Origin of the sequence: Streptosporangium heterodermiicola (assembly GCF_051390675.1) — a bacterium.
GTDB lineage: Bacteria > Actinomycetota > Actinomycetes > Streptosporangiales > Streptosporangiaceae > Streptosporangium.
In genome coordinates, this window is the sequence record NZ_JBPJSR010000014.1 from 82,546 (window position 1) to 98,344 (window position 15,799).

Sequence of the window (15,799 nt, forward strand, 5' to 3'; positions counted from 1 at the left end):
GCCGAGGGGGGATCTCACAGGTAGGTGCGCTGGTCCCGTTTGGCCTGTTCGTAGGCGGCGCGGGCCCGGCGCGCCTCCGGCAGCCCCGACACCTCCGCCACCGGCACGTCCCACCAGGCCGTGGTCAGGGGACCGGGACCCGGCACCGTCTCGACGTACACGACGGTGGTGCCGACGGCCTCCCTCGCCTTGGTGAGCGCCACTCGCAGGGACTCGGGGCCGTCGGCGCGGATCACGTCGGCGCCCAGGCTGGCCGCGTTGGCGGCCAGGTCGACCGGGAGGAGGGCGCCGTCCAGCGCGCCCCCGGCCCCGCGCATCCGGTAGGCGGTGCCCAGGCGTCCCGCGCCGACCGCCTCCGACAGGCCGCCGATGGAGGCGAAGCCCCGGTTGTCGACCAGCACCACGACGAGCTTGACGCCCTCCTGCACGGCGGTGGCGATCTCCTGGGCCATCATCAGGTAGGACCCGTCGCCGACCAGCACGAACACCTCGCGCTCCGGCGCGGCCAGCTTCACGCCGAGCCCTCCGGCGATCTCGTAGCCCATGCAGGAGTAGCCGTACTCGACGTGGTAGGACTTCGGGTCGCTCGCCCGCCACAGCTTGTGCAGGTCACCGGGCATCGACCCGGCCGCGTTGACCACCACGTCCGAGGGCCGGGCCACCTCGTTGACCATGCCGAGCACCACCGGCTGGGTCAGCGCGTCCCCGGTCGTCAGCAGGGAGACCTGCTCCTGCCACTCGTGGGTCAGGCGCGTCGCCCTCGCGGTCCAGCCGGGGTCGGCGTTCCAGTCGCCGAGGTCCAGGGCGCGCAGCGCCTCGCGGGCGTCGGCGACGAGCGTCTCGCCGGAGTGCTTGGCGGCGTCGAAGGCCGCGACGTTGACGTTCAGGAACGCGGCCTCGCCGAACAGGGTCCGGGAGGCGGTGGTGAAGTCGGTGTAGCGGGTGCCGACCCCGATGACCAGATCCGCGTCGCGGGCCAGGTCGTTGGCGGCGGCGGTGCCGGTGTGCCCGACCGCCCCGACCGCGCAGGGGTGGTCGTACGGCAGCGTCCCCTTGCCCGCCTGGGTCTCCCCCACCGGGACGCCGTGGTCGGCGGCGAACGCGGCCAGCGTCTCCCACGCCTCGCTGTAGACCACCCCGCCCCCCGCCACGATCAGCGGCCGCCGCGACCGCCTCACCAGCTCAGCCGCCCGTGCCAGCGCGGCGGGTTCGGGGACGGGACGCGCCACGTGCCACACGCGGCGGGCGAACAGCTCCTCCGGCCAGTCGTACGCCTCCGCCTGCACGTCCTGCGGCAGCGCCAGGGTGACCGCGCCCGTCTCGGCCGGGTCGGCGAGCACCCGCATCGCGGCGGGAAGGGCCGAGAGGAGCTGCTCGGGCCGGTTGATCCTGTCGAAGAACCGGGAGACGGGGCGCAGCGCGTCGTTGACCGTCACGTCGGGGAAGCGGGGGTCCTCCAGCTGCTGCAGGACCGGGTCGGCGGCGCGGGTGGCGAAGACGTCGCCGGGCAGCAGCACCGGGATCCGGTTGATCGTGGCCAGCGCCGCCCCGGTGACCATGTTGGTGGCGCCGGGGCCGATCGAGGAGGTGCAGGCGAAGGTGGACAGCCGGTTGCGGGCCCGCGCGTAGCCGACGGCGGTGTGCACCATGGCCTGCTCGTTGCGCGCCAGATAGTACGGGAGGTCGCCGTCCGTGCCCGCCCCCCGCTCGGCGAGGGCCTGCCCGATCCCGGCGACGTTGCCGTGGCCGAAGATGCCCAGGCATCCGGCCACCAGCCGGTGTTCGGCGCCGTCGCGCTCCGACCACTGGTTCGCGAGGAACCGCAGGAGCGCCTGTGCCACGGTGAGTCTCATCGAAACCCCTCACAGGGCTTTCGTCATCGGAAGCCTCGGGTCGATCGGTTGTTCCGCCCACGAGGAGCGGATCCAGGCGTGCCGGGGGTCGTCGCGGAAGGCCATCGACCGCTCGGGCGCGGGCCCGGCCAGCACGTTCAGGTAGTAGAGGTCGTAGCCGGGGGCCGCCATCGACGGGCCGTGGTAGCCGTGCGGGACGAGCACCACGTCGCCCCCCGACACCTCGGCCAGGGTGTCGTGGGTGCCGTACACCCGCTGGTAGCCGGGGCCGCCCTCGAAGTAGTAGATCTCCTCCAGCACGGCCTCGTGCTCGGAGGCCGTGTCGTGCTTGTGCGGCGGGTACGACGACCAGTTGCCGCCGGGGGTGAGCACCTCCACCGCGACGAGCCTGTCGCAGTCGAAGGCGCCGGGGGCGCAGAAGTTGTTGACCTGGCGGCTGGCGGAACCCGTCCCGCGCACCTCGACGGGGACCGCCTCCGCGGGGCCGTACCGTACGGGAAGACGCCTGGTCGCGCGGGCGGCGGGGAGGGCGAAGCGGCCCTCGCCGGTGATCCGCGCGGTCGCGCCGACGGGCAGGTACGCGAAGTCGGTGACCGCGTGGAAGACCGAGGTCCTGCCGTCCAGCGTGAGCCGCTCCCCTTCGCACTCGACCACGCACGCGCCCGACAGCGGCAGGACCAGCATCTCCTCGTCCCCGGTGCCGAACTCCACGCCCTCGCCGGACAGGCAGAGCACGCGGAGCCCGGCGTACGTCCACCCGGCCGCCTCCGGGGTGATCGACAGCGCCCACGGCGCCCGCGCGGTGCTTCCCGCGGGAACGAAGGTCATGACCGCTCCTCCCCGTCGCGGCCACCCGGGCCCGCCGGTCTCCCGTTCACGGCGTCGTTCATGACACCTCCAGCATCGCCGCGGCGGTGTCGACGGCCGCGGCCACGTCGTCATCGGAGGGATACAGCAACGCGCGGCCCACCACCAGACCCCGCACGCCGGGAAGCCGCAGAGCCTCGCGCCAGGACGCGTAGGTGAGCTCCGGCGTGCCGCCCGGGTCACCCCCCAGGAGCAGCGTCGGCAGCGTGGTGGCCCGCATCACCCGTTCCATGCCGTCCACGACCGGGATCTTCAGCCAGGTGCGCGCGGAGGTCGCGCCGAGCGCCTGGGCGACGTGCATGGACCGGATGACCCCCTCGGGTGACAGGTCGTGGGTGATCGCGCCACCGGCCCGCCGGGACCAGAACGGCTCGACCATCGCGACCAGGCCGTGCGAGGCGAGCTCGGTGACGGCCCGTCCACACGATTCCAGGGTGCGGGCGGTGGTGAGGTCGTCCATGCCGATCCGGCAGAGCATCTTGCCGCCGTCCAGACCCGCCCGGACGATCGAGGAGGTGTCGTAGGCGGTGAAGCGGTCGTCGAACTCGAAGGCCGACCCGTGCAGGCCGCCCCGGTTCATCGACCCGATCACGACCTTGCCCTCCAGCGCGCCGAGCAGCAGGAGGTCCTCGACGATGTCGGGGGTGCCGAGCACGCCGTCCACGCCGGGCCTGGCCAGCGCCACGCACAGGCGTTCCAGCAGCTCGACGCGGCTCTCCATCGCCCCGGGACGGCCTCCGACGCCGACGACGCCCCTGGCCGTGTGGTCGGCGGCGATGATCAGGAGCCGGTCGCGTTCCTCCAGCGGTCTCCCGCGCCGCCGCGCCTCCGCCGCCTCGGCGATCCGCCCTGGGAACCGGGCCCGCGTGTCGATGAGCGTCCGGTGCTCTCGCTCGTTCATGTCTCTCCCACCCCTGCCGGGCCTGCCGGGCCGCCACCGTTCGCGCCGAGCACGTCCATCACCTCGTCGAACCGTGGCATCGCCGGGGCGCAGGCCAGCCGTCCCGCGACGATGGCCCCGGCCGCGTTGGCGAACCGCAGCGTCTCCTCAAGCGGCCAGCGTTCGAGGAGACCGTGGCAGAGGGCGCCGCCGAAGGCGTCTCCCGCGCCGAGGCCGTTGACCACCTCCACCGGCACCGGCGGCACCTCCACCGTCTCGGCCACGGTCATGCCGAGCACCCCTTCCGGGCCCCGCTTCACGATCGCGAGCTCGGCGCCCGCCTCCAGCAGCGCCTCGGCGGCCTCGTGCGGCTCGCGGACGCCGGTCGCCACCTCGACCTCCTCCAGGTTCCCCACCGCCACCGTGACGTACCGCAGGGCCTCGCGTACCTGCTCGCGGGCCTCCTCGGCGCCTGACCAGAACATCGGGCGGTAGTCGAGGTCCAGCACGGTGTGCGGCGCGCGCCCCCTGGCCCGCCAGGCCGCGAGGTGCGCGCTCCGTGAGGGCTCCTGGGACAGCCCGGTGACGGTCGCCCAGAACAGCCGGGCCCCCGCGACGGCCCCCAGGTCGAGCTCCTCGGGGAAGATCTCCAGGTCGGGGGCCTTGGGGAAGCGGTAGAAGTAGAGCGGGAAGTCGTCCGGCGGCCGGATCTCGCAGAACGTCACCGGGGTGGGCAGGTGCGCGACCGGGGTGACGAAGCTGTCGTCGACCCCGTACTCGCGCAGCGCGTCGTGCACGAAGAGCCCGAACGGGTCGTCCCCGGTCCTGGTGATCACCGAGCTGAAGTGGCCCAGCCGGGCTGCGGCCACGGCCACGTTGGTGGGACTGCCGCCCAGATACTTGCCGAAGGTCTCGACCTCGCGCAGCGACACCCCCACCTGCAGCGGGTAGATGTCGACCCCGGCCCGTCCCATGGCCAGAACCTCGATCATGCGCGCTCCTCGCCGGGCGGCCCGCCGCTCCCCGGCCCACCGCTCCTCGACCCGTCGCTTCCTGAACCGCTGCTCCCGGGCATGTCGCCTCCGGGCGGCTCGGTCTCGTCGCCGGTGAGCTTCCGCAGGTACGCCAGGCTCTCGCGGACGTTCTCCTTGGGGTCCCTGAAAGCCCCGGAGGTCCCGGACGCCCCGGGGTCGCCGTCGGTGGGGCCCAGCACGATGTCCTGCTCCAGGACGTACCAGCCGTCGTACCCGGCCCTGGTCAGGCCGCCGACGATGGCGGGGAGGTCCACGTCGCCCCGGCCCAGCGGCCGGTAGAGGCCGTCCTTCACGGCCCGGGTGTAGGTCAGCTCGCCCGCCCTGACCCGTCCGGCCAGGGCGGCGTCCACGTCCTTGAGGTGGACGTGCGCGATCCGTCCCGCGGCTTGGGAGACCAGCTCGGCGGGGTCGGTGCCGCCCGCGAGGAGGTGGCCGGTGTCGAGGCAGAGCGGCATCGAGCTGCCGTCGAGCACCCGCTGGACCTCCTCCCGGTTCTCCACCACGGTCCCGATGTGCGGGTGCAGGGTGACGGTCCTGCCGAACTCCTTGGCGTTCTTGAGGATGCGGCGCAGGTTGCCCGTGAGGATCTTCCAGGCCGCCGCGTCCAGCTCCGGCCTGGCGTCGTAGCTCTCACCGCCGGTGGAGGCGGCGAGCACGACCACGTCCACCTCGCCGTCCATGAAGGCGCGCATCGCGGCCCGGACGACCGGGAGCGGGTCGTGGTCGGCCTCGTGCAGCACGACGGGGACGAACCCGCCCACCGCCCGCAGCCCGTACTCCGCGAGAAGGGAGCGGCAGCGCGTCGGCGAGGGCGGCAGGAACCCGTCGGGGCCGAGCTCGGTGGCCGTCAGGCCCAGCTCCCTCATCTCGGCGAGCACCCGGGAACGATCCAGCTGCCGCCCCCAGCCGGGGACCTCGCAGACGCCCCAGGAGATGGGCGCTCCGGCCGTTCGTACCGGGCCGGTTCCGCCGGTGGGGCCGGTCTCCCGCACAGGGCCGCCTCTTCTCACACGATCACCTCCGTGACACGCACCGGACGTCCCTCGCGCCGGGAGAGTTCCGCGGCCTCGGCGAGGTAGAGCGCCGCGAGGGCGTCGTCGACGGTGCAGGGACTCTCCGTCTCCCCCCGCGCCGCGCCGAGAAACGCGTCGAGCTCGGCGACGTAGGCGGGCCCGAACCTCGTCGCGAAGTCGGGCCAGGGTTCGCCCGGCGGCTGCAGGCCCTCGACGCTGGTCAGCGGCACACGCGGGTCGAGGCCGACCGACCAGGTCCGCAGGGTGCCCGCCAGCTCCATCCGCACGTCGTACCCGGCGCCGTTGTAGCGCGAACCCTGCAGGGTGACGAGCGTGCCGTCGTCCATGGTGAGCAGCGCGGCGCTGTTGTCGACGTCCCCCGCCTCGGCGAAGAACGCCTCGCCCCGGTTGGCCCCGGTCGCGTAGACGGTGTCGGCCTCCCTGCCGGTCACCCAGCGCAGGATGTCGAAATCGTGGATGTGGCAGTCGCGGTAGATGCCCCCCGACAGCGGGATGTAGCCGGGGTCGGGTGGGTGGGGGTCGGCGCTCACCATGTGCACCCGGTACAGCGTGCCCAGCTCGCCTCCGGCCAGCGCCCTCCTCGCGGCGGCGTACCCGGCGTCGAAACGCCGCTGGAAGCCGATGTGCACGACCGTGCCGCTCCGCCTGGCCGCTTCGAGCACGCGGAGGGTGTCCCGTACGCCGGGCGCCACCGGTTTCTCGCAGAACACCGGCACCCCCTTGGCGCAGGCGCGCATCAGCAGCTCGGCGTGGGTCGCCGTGGGGGTGGCGACCACCACCGCGTCGCTGTCGAACGCGTCTCCCACCCGGGCTCCCAGCCTGGCGGCCACCTCCGCCGCCCGCCCGCCGTCCGCGTCGCTCACCACCAGCTCGTCGACCCCGGGATGCGCCGCCAGGGTCACGGCGTGGAACGCCCCGATCCTGCCGAGTCCCAGCAGTCCAACACGCATCGTGCCTCCGGAGGAGAAGAAAGCGGCCGATCTCCAGTTCTAGGCGACGAGCCAGGAGCCGTCAAGAATTTGTCAGGACATAAGGACGACCCCTCAGGCCGTACCGGACAAGTATTCGCGGGTGGGAGGCGTACTCACGGGGCGGCAGGCCGGTGCAGGGCGTCCGCGAGGGCACGGATCGTCACGTCGGCGCGGCGGGCGGGCAGGCGGGCGAAGCCCATCACCAGCGCGGGCGGGCCCGGGGCGTGCCGCATCGGGCCCACCGGCTCGACCGCGAGCCCGCACTCCTGGGCCGTCTCCGCCACCGCCGCCTCGTCCCAGCCGTACGGCAGCTCGGCGAGCAGGTGGAGCCCGGCGGAGACGCCCCGCACGGTGATCTCGGGAAGGTGCTCGCCGAGGGCGAGCGCGAAGGCGTCGCGGCGGGCGCGGTACTCCCGGCGCATCCTCCTCAGGTGCCGGTCGTAGCCGCCGGTCGTGACGAAGTCGGCCAGGACGTACTGCTCCAGGACGGGCGACCCCAGGTCCAGCTCGCCCCGGGCCAGCCGCAGCGACTCGGCGATCTCGGGCGGGGCGGCCACCCAGCCCAGGCGGAGCCCGGGGGCGAGGGACTTGCTGACGCTCCCGATCAGGATCACCCGGTCGGCGGCGAGCCCCTGCAGGCAGCCCACCGGGTCGCGGTCGAAGCGGAACTCCGCGTCGTAGTCGTCCTCCAGGATCGCCGCCCCGGTCCCGGCGGCCCACTCGATCAGCTCGGCGCGGCGGCGGGGCGAGAGCACGACGCCCGTCGGGTACTGGTGCGCGGGGGTGAGCAGCACCGCGCGCGCCCCGGTCGCGGCGAGAGCCTCGACGTCGATCCCCTCGCCGTCCACCGGTACGGCGACCAGGTCCGCGCCCGCCGCGTGCAGCAGCGGGAGCTGGCGCCCCCCGGCCGGGTCCTCGACCGCCAGCCGGATCCGGCCGGGGGGCGGCGCGGGGCGCTCGGCCCGCCGGACGAACCAGCCGAGGTCGTGGGGCGACCGGCCCCGGGGCAGCCTCCCCGCGAGCGCCTGGATCGTGAGGCTGATCCCCTGGGCCACCCCGCCCACGATCACCAGGTTGTCCGGGCCCACGTCGGCCGCCCGCACCCTCCTGAGATAGGCGGCCAGTTCCTCGCGCAGCGCCGGGACGCCGCCGGGGTCGCCGTAGTCCAGGGCCTCGGCGGGCAGCGCGGCGAGCGTCCTCCGCATCGAGGCCAGCCATCGCTCCCTGGGGAACGCCCCCAGGTCGGGCGCGGTGGAACGGCGCCCGTGGTACGGCTCGCGCTCCCTTTCCCGGCCGCGAGCCCCCGTTTCCCCGCCATGAGCCTTCGTCTCCCGGTCGCGAGCCTCCGCGTCCCGTCCGAGGCCGAGGGCACCCGCTTGCCCGACGAGTTCCCCGCCGAGGGCACCCGCGGCACGGGACGCGGCGCGCGGCGGGCCCTGCGGCGTCCGGGAAGGGCCGTCGAGACCGTCAAGGCCATCGAGACCGTCGAGAAGGGCGGGGAGGGCGGGGCGGCTCGCCGCCGGGGCCACGGTGGTCCCCGCCCCGATCCGGGAGATCAGGAACCCCTCGGCGACGAGCTGCTCGTACGCCTCGACCACCACTCCGCGGGAGAGCCCGAGGTCCCTGGCCAGCTCGCGGCTGGCGGGCAGCCTGACCCCCGCGGCCAGGCGCCCGCGCCGTACCGCCTCGCGGAGCTCGCGGGCGATCTGGGCGGCGACGCCGCCCGCCGCCCGGTCGACGACGAGGTGCAGATCGGCCAATTGGTCCTCTGTTCCGCTGCCACATTGGACCCGACAGGGGTGCCATTGGCTCCCTAGCATTCCGCACATGAACGTGGATGTCAGCACCGCGCCCCACTCCCCCGCCCGGCCGGGGGCTCGCGGCCTGGTCCAGGCCGCGACGGCGATGTTCCTGGTGGGCACCCTGGCGGCGGTCGCCGGGGCGATCCGGGACTACCCGCTCTACGGCGGCCAGGCCCTGCGCCACCTGCTGGCGGCCGCGGCCCTGCTCACCGTCGCCCGGATCGCGGGGCTGCGGTTCGTCCGGCTCACGGCCCGCGAGGCGGCGCTGCTGGCGACGCTCTCCCTGACGGGGCTGGTGATCTTCAACGTGTGCGTGATCGAGGCCACCCGGCACGGTGGTCCCGCCCTGGTCGGCACCGTCCTCGGCACCGTGCCGCTGGCACTGGCCCTGCTCGGCGGACACCCCTCGCCCCGGCTGCTCGGGGCGGCGGCGCTGGTCGCCGGCGGGGCGACGGTGGCCGCCGGGCTGGGCAGCGGCGACCTGGCCGGGCTGCTCTGGTCACTGGGCGCGCTGGGCTGCGAGCTCTGCTTCTCCATGCTCGCCATCCCGCTGCTGCCCAAGCTGGGCGCGGTACGCGTCTCGGCGTACTCGGTGACACTGGCCGTGCCGATGCTGCTGGTCGCCGGGCTGCTCGCGGACGGCACCGCGATGTTCCGCGTGCCGACGGTGCCCGAGGCCGCGGGCCTGGGCTACCAGGCGCTGATCGTGACGACCGTGGCGTTCTTCCTCTGGTACGACGCCCTGCCCCGGCTCGGCCCGGGAAGGGCGGGGCTGTTCGCCGGGCTGATCCCGGTCGGCGCCATCGTCACCGGCGCCGTACTCGGCCTGGGCACGCCCTCGGTGCCCGACCTGCTCGGCGCCGCGCTCGTGGTCACCGGCATCGTCGTCGGCCTCAGCTCCTCGGGCTCACCCGCTGCGTGGGTACGTCGACCGGCTGGGGCGGGGCGAGCCGCTGCCGAGGGATCTCGACCCGCTGGGGCAGGTTGATCTGCCGCGCGGGCTCACCGGCGTCCCGCAGCGAGAGGGGCAGGGTCACCTGCTGCGAGGGCAGACTCGCCCGCCCGGAGGCGACGTCGAGCCGCTGCCGGGAGATGGTCAGCGGGGGCTCCGGCCAGCTCACCGGCCACTGGGGAGTACGGCCGTTGGACTCCTTGATGCTCGTCAGCGTTATGGCTATCAGTGACACGCCGAGGCCGGCCACCACGAAGAGGGCCACGAGCGCCAGCAGGACGATGTCTCCGGCCAGGACGGTGTTTCCGATGTTCATGCTGTCCCCCAGCTTCCGCCGGACGCTCGGCCCGGCTCTTTCCAGCTTTCCCCGTACATTCGGACACATGTGCATAAAAGACGCATAGCTCACTAATGCTTGTCCTAAATATATTGATTTAGCGCCATATGTCCGCTCGCTTGTGCGCGGTCCGGGAGAGGGAGACCGCCGTACCGACCGCGCGGTCGGAGCGTGAACGCGAGGCCGTACCCTCTAGGGAAAACACGCCCGCACGGAGGATCGACGACGATGCCCGAGTTCGACTACACCGACCTGCTTCCCATGGGACCGGACGAGACGGAGTACCGTCTGATCACCACCGAGGGGGTACGGGTCGTCGAGGCCGCGGGCCGCAGGTTCCTGGAGGTCGAGCCCGAGGCGCTGCGGCTGCTCACCGAGAACGCGATCCACGACATCTCCCACTACCTGCGGTCGTCCCACCTCGCCCAGCTCCGCAAGATCATCGAGGACCCCGAGTCGAGCGGGAACGACCGCTTCGTCGCCCTCGACCTGCTGAAGAACGCGTCGATCTCGGCGGGCGGCGTGCTCCCGATGTGCCAGGACACCGGCACCGCGATCGTGATGGGCAAGCGCGGGCGCCACGTCCTCACCGACGGCGCCGACGCCGAGCACCTCTCCCGAGGGGTCTACGACGCCTACACCCGGCTCAACCTGCGCTACTCCCAGATGGCGCCCCTCACCATGTGGGAGGAGAAGAACACCGGCTCCAACCTCCCCGCGCAGATCGAGCTCTACGCCGAGGACCCGGGCGGCCACCCCGACGAGTACAAGCTGCTGTTCATGGCCAAGGGCGGCGGCAGCGCCAACAAGTCGTTCCTGTACCAGGAGACGAAGGCGGTGCTCAACGAGAAGCGGATGCTCCAGTTCCTGGAGGAGAAGATCCGCTCCCTCGGGACCGCCGCCTGCCCGCCGTACCACCTGGCGATCGTCGTCGGCGGCACGTCCGCCGAGTTCGCCCTGAAGACCGCCAAGTACGCCAGCGCCCGCTACCTGGACTCCATCCCCACCGAGGGTTCCCCCTCCGGCCACGGCTTCCGCGACACCGACCTGGAGGCCAAGGTCTTCGAACTCACCCAGAAGCTCGGCATCGGCGCGCAGTTCGGCGGCAAGTACTTCTGCCACGACGTCCGCGTCATCCGCCTCCCCCGCCACGGCGCCTCCTGCCCCGTCGCCATCGCGGTCTCCTGCAGCGCCGACCGCCAGGCCCTGGCGAAGATCACCCCCGAGGGGGTCTTCCTGGAGCAGCTGGAGACCGACCCCGCGAGGTTCCTGCCGGAGACCACGGACGACCACCTCTCGGACGACGTCGTCAAGATCGACCTCAACCGCCCGATGCCGGAGATCCTCGCCGAGCTGACCAGATACCCGGTCAAGACCCGCCTGTCGCTGACCGGCCCGCTCGTGGTCGCCCGCGACATCGCGCACGCCAAGATCGGCGAGCTGCTGGACGCGGGCGGCGAGATGCCGGAGTACCTCAAGAACCACGCGGTCTACTACGCAGGACCCGCCAAGACCCCCGAGGGCTACGCCTCGGGCTCCTTCGGTCCCACCACCGCCGGGCGGATGGACTCCTACGTCGAACGCTTCCAGGCGGCCGGGGGCTCCAAGGTCATGCTCGCCAAGGGCAACCGATCCAAGCAGGTCACCGACGCGTGCCAGGCCCACGGCGGCTTCTACCTCGGCTCCATCGGCGGCCCCGCCGCCCGCCTCGCCCAGGACTGCATCAAGAAGGTGGAGGTCCTGGAATACCCCGAGCTGGGCATGGAGGCCGTCTGGAGGATCGAGGTCGAGGACTTCCCCGCCTTCATCGTCGTGGACGACAAGGGCGAGGACTTCTTCACCGACTCCACCGGCCCCGTCCTCACCATCGGCCGCCGCTGACCGTCCCTCCCGACGGGGCGCCGCCCCGTCAGGACCCGCCGTACAGGCGCCCGAGGTCGACGAGCTCGACGTCGGAGCGCCGCGCGGCCGTGTGCGTGAGGTCTGCGGTGAAGCCCGACCGGGAGAACAGCAGGAGCTTGGGCGGCGCGGTGACCTTCGCGCCGGGAAGCAGGCCCCGCAGGTGTTCGAGGCGCTGGAGCTCGGCGGGGGAGACGGGCGTGGTCGTCCCTTTGGCCTCCCCGATCGCGATGATCCTGTCGGCGGCGAACGGAGCCGTCTCGGTCACCACGATGTCCAGCTCATGGCCCTGCCGGTGTTCCCTGCAGGGGATCTGCGTGGGCCGGACGGCCGCCGCGACACCTCCGACGGTCTCGGCGGCGGCGTGTTCGAGGCACCACTCCCTGGAGAGGTCCTCGAAGTGCGGGCCGTAGATCTTCCCTGAAACCGTGTCCGCGTTGGCGGCCCAGACCTGGGCCGCTCGCCGTACGACCAGTTCCGGCTCGTGCCGCTGGATGAGCAGCTGGTGGAAACGGACGACGGGTTCCGCGACGCGGAACAGGGCGCGCTTCTCCCGCAGGGCGTCGTCGACCTGCCCGATCAGGCCGATGTCCTGGAGTCCTGACAGCAGGTGCGCGAGGGCGCTGCTCGGGCGGCCGAGCGCCGAGGCGATCTCCGAACGCCTGTGGTTACCGGCGCTGAGAGCGCTCAGCGTCGCGGCGTAGGACGTCGGATCGGCGATCGAGGGCTCCTCCCTGAGCAGGAGCGCGCCCTCGCGGAACATGGCCGAGGCCGGGTTGAGCAGACGCCGCTCCACCCATCTGTCGAACTTCGCGAGGTCGGCCGGCCCGGATCCACCGCACATCTCAAGGTAGGCCGGAGTCCCGCCGACCAGGGCGTTCAGCCGGAACGCGAGCTCGGGGTCGTGGCCGGCGTTCCAGAAGGCGGCGGCGTCGCGAAACCTGAACGGCCGGACGACCAGTTCCAGCGAGGCCCGTCCACGAAGCGGCGCCCCACCGCCGAGGAGCTGGGCCATGGTGGTGAGAGCACTGCCACAGAGGATCATCCGGGTCCGCGTGTGCTCCTTCGCGTGGCCGAGCGGGCTGAGCGCCGCCTGGAGGTACGAGGGCAGGGCGGGGGTAGCCGCGGTCAGGTAGGGGAACTCGTCGACGATGACGGGCACGGCCCGCTCCTCGCCGAGACGCAGCAGTTCGTCCAGCGCGTCGCGCCAGGTGCCGAAGACGACGGGCGCGCCCAGCCCGCGAAAGGCCGCGTAGGCGGCACCGAGATCCGCGAGGTTCTGCCGCTCGCTCTGCTGGGTGGCCGCGAAGAGGAATCCGCCCGTCTCCCTGGCGAGCAGTTCGAGCATCAGCGTCTTGCCCTGTCTCCGGCGGCCGTAGACCAGACCCAGCGTCGCCCCGGGGACAGGGGACGTGACGAACTCCGAGAGCTCGTCCCACTCCGCGTCACGGCCGAAGAGGCGGCCCGGTTTCGTGATCATCTGCCCTCCGGCGGTGAACATGAGATTGGTAGCCACAACTATGATAGTTGTGGCTACCAATCTCATGTTCACCGACGTTCGGCCTGTCTTGCGGAGGCGCGGAGAAGCCTCAGATTTCTGGTGACTCCGGGGACAGATAGACGCGGAAGGTGCGGAACGGCTCGCGGGGGGCGTCGAACTCGCGGAGCGGAGACCAGCCCAGGCGCTCGTAGAGGCGTACGGCGGCGGTGGCCGAGGGTGAGGTGACGAGCCAGGAGGGGCCCGCGTCCGCGGCGATGCGGCGGAGCAGGGAGGCACCGACACCCCGGCCGGAGAAACGCGGGTCGACCGCGAGCTCGTGGACCTCGAAGCGGGCCCTCAACACCGACGTGTCGCCGCCGAGGGCGTCCGCGATGGGGCGGTAGAGGCGGTCGGCGGGCCACGGGTCGGGGGTGTCGAAGCCGTAGCCGAAACCGGCGGGCTCGCCGTCGACATGGGCGGTCACGCAGCGGAAGCCGGGTTTTCCCGTCTGTGACGGCAGGCGCTCGACGAAGGCCTCGACCTGGTCGGGGGTCTCGTGCCACGGCGGCGGCGTGAACGCCGCCGCGTAGATCGACCTCAATGCCGCGATGCCCGGCACCGCGTCATCGAGGACCGGTGGCACGAGACCTCCTGGACCAAACTGACACTCGCCATCATGCTGCAACTGCAACTCCTTCGCAATAGATGGAGACCTAGGTCGCAAGACTGATGCAGATGCGAATAGCTTGCAATAGTGTCCGAGGGAAAGGTGATCAACGAGGAGGTAGCCCGCATGGGTGAGTACGTCCTGCCAGACATGCCCTACGACTACGCGGCCCTGGAGCCCGCGATCACCGGGGAGATCCTGGAACTGCACCACTCCAAGCACCACGCCGCGTACGTCAAGGGCGCCAACGACACCCTGGAGCGACTGGCCGAGGCTCGCGACAAGGGCGAGTTCGGCGGGCTGGTCGGACTGGAGAAGACCTTCGCCTTCAACCTGTCCGGGCACGTGCTGCACTCGATCTTCTGGGAGAACCTCTCCCCGGACGGCGGCGACCGCCCCGACGGAGCGCTCGGTGAGGCGATCACCGAGCACTTCGGCTCCTTCGAGGCCTTCCAGAGGCAGCTCACCACCGCCACCGCTGGGGTGCAGGGCTCCGGCTGGGGCATCCTGGCCTGGGAACCGCTGGGCCGCCGCCTGGTCGTCGAGCAGGTCTATGACCACCACGGCAATGTCGGGATGAACTCCACGCCGCTGCTGGTGTTCGACGCCTGGGAGCACGCCTATTACCTCCAATACCGCAACGTACGGCCCGACTACGTGGAGAAGTTGTGGGGTCTGGTCAACTGGGCGGATGTCACGCAACGTTTCTCAACAGTTACTAGCGCGAAAATCTGACCCAAGTTGGCAAGAAGATTCGGCCCGGTCTCTACTGGTCGCATTACGCAAATCGGTAAGCTGCACCACATGCGTGCGCCGCCCGGATACCTTCTCGCAGCGCGCTACCGGCTGTCAGAACCGGTTGGGCGCGGCGGCATGGGCACCGTCTGGCGAGCTCACGACGAGTTGCTCAACCGTGAGGTGGCCGTCAAGGAGGTGCGCCTGCCCCTCGTTCTCGACGAGGAGCTCCGCGCCGAGCTGTGCGCCAGGACCGAGCGCGAGGGGCGCGCGACCGCGATGGTCGCCCACCCCTCCGTCATCACCGTCTTCGACGTCGTCACCGAGGACGAGCGCCCCTGGATCGTGATGGAGCTGCTCCGCGCCCGTTCGCTGGAGCAGCTCCTCCAGGACCACGGCCCGCTGCCGCCGCGCCAGGTGGCGGAGATCGGCCGGCAGGTCCTGGGGGCGCTGCGCGCCGTGCACGCCAAGGGGATCCTGCACCGCGACGTGAAGCCGAGCAACGTCCTGGTGACCGACGACAGGGCCGTGCTCACCGACTTCGGCCTGGCCGCGCTCGAAGGCGACGTGTCGATCACTCAGGCGGGCATCGTGCTTGGCTCCGCCGGATACATCGCCCCCGAGCGCGTGCTGGGGGCCAAGGCCAGCCCGTCCGGCGACCTGTGGTCGCTCGGCGCGACCCTCTACACCGCCGTCGAGGGCAGGGGCCTGCACGGGCGCCGTACGGCGGCCGCCGCGCTCGCCGCGCTGACCAGTGGCGAGCCGATCCCCATGGAGCGGGCCGGACCGCTGACGCCGGTGCTGCGCGGCCTCCTCACGATCGACCCGAACTCCCGGCTCGACGCGGGACGGGCCTCGATGATGCTCGCCAGGGTGGCGGCAGGCGGGATGGTCGAGGAGTCCTTTTCCAGGCCCCCGGGGCGACCCGACGGCAGGCCGTCCGCGGGCGGGTCCGACGGGGCGTCGGCTCCGCCGTTCAACCGCCGCTCGCAGCATCGCGGGCTGCACCGGGTCGGCTCCGCACCACCACCGGCGCCACGGCCCTCGTCGCCGGGGACACCCCCGCCGCCGTCGGGGCCCGCGTCGGGACCGACACCCCAGCTTCGCGCGCATCGACGGCCCGGCGAGGGCGTCCACCGTAAGCCGGCGGATATTTCGCCAAGCTATCGCCCGCTTGTCCGTTTTATGACACCCTTCATAAGGTTGGTCCTCCCACGTCTTCTCTGGCCGAGGGAACTCCGTAAGCGCGGGTAAAGCGCTTCTCAAGGTTGAATGGCTATCTTCTTCT

Annotated in this window: 14 protein-coding genes; 4 read left to right on the top strand and 10 right to left on the bottom strand. The window is 72.2% G+C overall.

The window, feature by feature from the left end; genetic code table 11:
* Window positions 1-14: 14 nt before the first annotated feature.
* The 7 genes from iolD to ACSC1Q_RS27910 all read right to left on the bottom strand — a co-directional run bounded on the left by iolD (window position 15) and on the right by ACSC1Q_RS27910 (window position 8,399).
* The gene (gene iolD / locus ACSC1Q_RS27880; protein WP_436761645.1) at window positions 15-1,853 is read right to left on the bottom strand and encodes a 3D-(3,5/4)-trihydroxycyclohexane-1,2-dione acylhydrolase (decyclizing); all 1,839 of its coding nucleotides are present in this window, start codon (window positions 1,851-1,853) and stop codon (window positions 15-17) included.
* Between the two features lie 9 nt (window positions 1,854-1,862).
* A complete protein-coding gene (gene iolB / locus ACSC1Q_RS27885; protein WP_436761646.1) occupies window positions 1,863-2,681 on the bottom strand; it encodes a 5-deoxy-glucuronate isomerase in 819 nt (272 codons plus the stop codon).
* 58 nt (window positions 2,682-2,739) lie between these two features.
* The gene (locus ACSC1Q_RS27890; RefSeq protein ID WP_436761647.1) at window positions 2,740-3,621 is read right to left on the bottom strand and encodes a class I fructose-bisphosphate aldolase; all 882 of its coding nucleotides are present in this window, start codon (window positions 3,619-3,621) and stop codon (window positions 2,740-2,742) included.
* Window positions 3,618-4,592 carry a 5-dehydro-2-deoxygluconokinase gene (gene iolC, locus ACSC1Q_RS27895; protein WP_436761648.1) on the bottom strand — a complete coding sequence of 325 codons (975 nt, stop codon included), beginning with the start codon at window positions 4,590-4,592 and terminating at the stop codon, window positions 3,618-3,620. The genes ACSC1Q_RS27890 and iolC overlap by 4 nt, the downstream gene beginning before the upstream one ends.
* Entirely contained in the window at window positions 4,589-5,626 is a 1,038-nt protein-coding gene (locus tag ACSC1Q_RS27900) for a TIM barrel protein (protein WP_436761649.1), read from the bottom strand. The genes iolC and ACSC1Q_RS27900 overlap by 4 nt, the downstream gene beginning before the upstream one ends.
* Window positions 5,627-5,640: 14 nt before the next feature.
* A complete protein-coding gene (locus ACSC1Q_RS27905) occupies window positions 5,641-6,618 on the bottom strand; it encodes a Gfo/Idh/MocA family protein (RefSeq protein WP_436761650.1) in 978 nt (325 codons plus the stop codon).
* Window positions 6,619-6,752: 134 nt separating this feature from the next.
* Entirely contained in the window at window positions 6,753-8,399 is a 1,647-nt protein-coding gene (locus ACSC1Q_RS27910; RefSeq protein ID WP_436761651.1) for an aminotransferase-like domain-containing protein, read from the bottom strand.
* 67 nt (window positions 8,400-8,466) lie between these two features.
* Between ACSC1Q_RS27910 and ACSC1Q_RS27915 the strand changes: the two genes are divergently transcribed.
* On the top strand, window positions 8,467-9,429 hold the full coding sequence (locus ACSC1Q_RS27915) for a DMT family transporter (RefSeq protein ID WP_436761652.1): 963 nt from the start codon (window positions 8,467-8,469) through the stop codon (window positions 9,427-9,429).
* Here the strand turns inward: ACSC1Q_RS27915 and ACSC1Q_RS27920 are convergent.
* Window positions 9,335-9,709, bottom strand: coding sequence for a hypothetical protein (locus ACSC1Q_RS27920; protein ID WP_436761653.1), 375 nt, complete (start codon window positions 9,707-9,709; stop codon window positions 9,335-9,337). The genes ACSC1Q_RS27915 and ACSC1Q_RS27920 overlap by 95 nt on opposite strands.
* A 249-nt stretch (window positions 9,710-9,958) precedes the next feature.
* On the opposite strand from ACSC1Q_RS27920, the gene ACSC1Q_RS27925 reads away from it, so the two are divergent.
* The gene (locus tag ACSC1Q_RS27925; protein ID WP_436761654.1) at window positions 9,959-11,611 is read left to right on the top strand and encodes a fumarate hydratase; all 1,653 of its coding nucleotides are present in this window, start codon (window positions 9,959-9,961) and stop codon (window positions 11,609-11,611) included.
* Window positions 11,612-11,639: 28 nt separating this feature from the next.
* Here ACSC1Q_RS27925 and ACSC1Q_RS27930 read toward each other — a convergent pair whose 3' ends face one another.
* The gene (locus tag ACSC1Q_RS27930) at window positions 11,640-13,145 is read right to left on the bottom strand and encodes an AAA family ATPase (RefSeq protein WP_436761655.1); all 1,506 of its coding nucleotides are present in this window, start codon (window positions 13,143-13,145) and stop codon (window positions 11,640-11,642) included.
* A gap of 73 nt (window positions 13,146-13,218) precedes the next feature.
* Window positions 13,219-13,752: a GNAT family N-acetyltransferase gene (locus ACSC1Q_RS27935; protein WP_436761656.1), complete on the bottom strand. Its 534-nt coding sequence runs from the start codon at window positions 13,750-13,752 to the stop codon at window positions 13,219-13,221.
* 150 nt (window positions 13,753-13,902) lie between these two features.
* On the opposite strand from ACSC1Q_RS27935, the gene ACSC1Q_RS27940 reads away from it, so the two are divergent.
* Together ACSC1Q_RS27940 and ACSC1Q_RS27945 are read left to right on the top strand one after the other, a co-directional pair.
* Window positions 13,903-14,511: a superoxide dismutase gene (locus ACSC1Q_RS27940; protein ID WP_436761657.1), complete on the top strand. Its 609-nt coding sequence runs from the start codon at window positions 13,903-13,905 to the stop codon at window positions 14,509-14,511.
* A gap of 69 nt (window positions 14,512-14,580) precedes the next feature.
* Window positions 14,581-15,765 carry a serine/threonine-protein kinase gene (locus ACSC1Q_RS27945; protein ID WP_436761658.1) on the top strand — a complete coding sequence of 395 codons (1,185 nt, stop codon included), beginning with the start codon at window positions 14,581-14,583 and terminating at the stop codon, window positions 15,763-15,765.
* The last annotated feature ends 34 nt before the right edge of the window (window positions 15,766-15,799 follow it).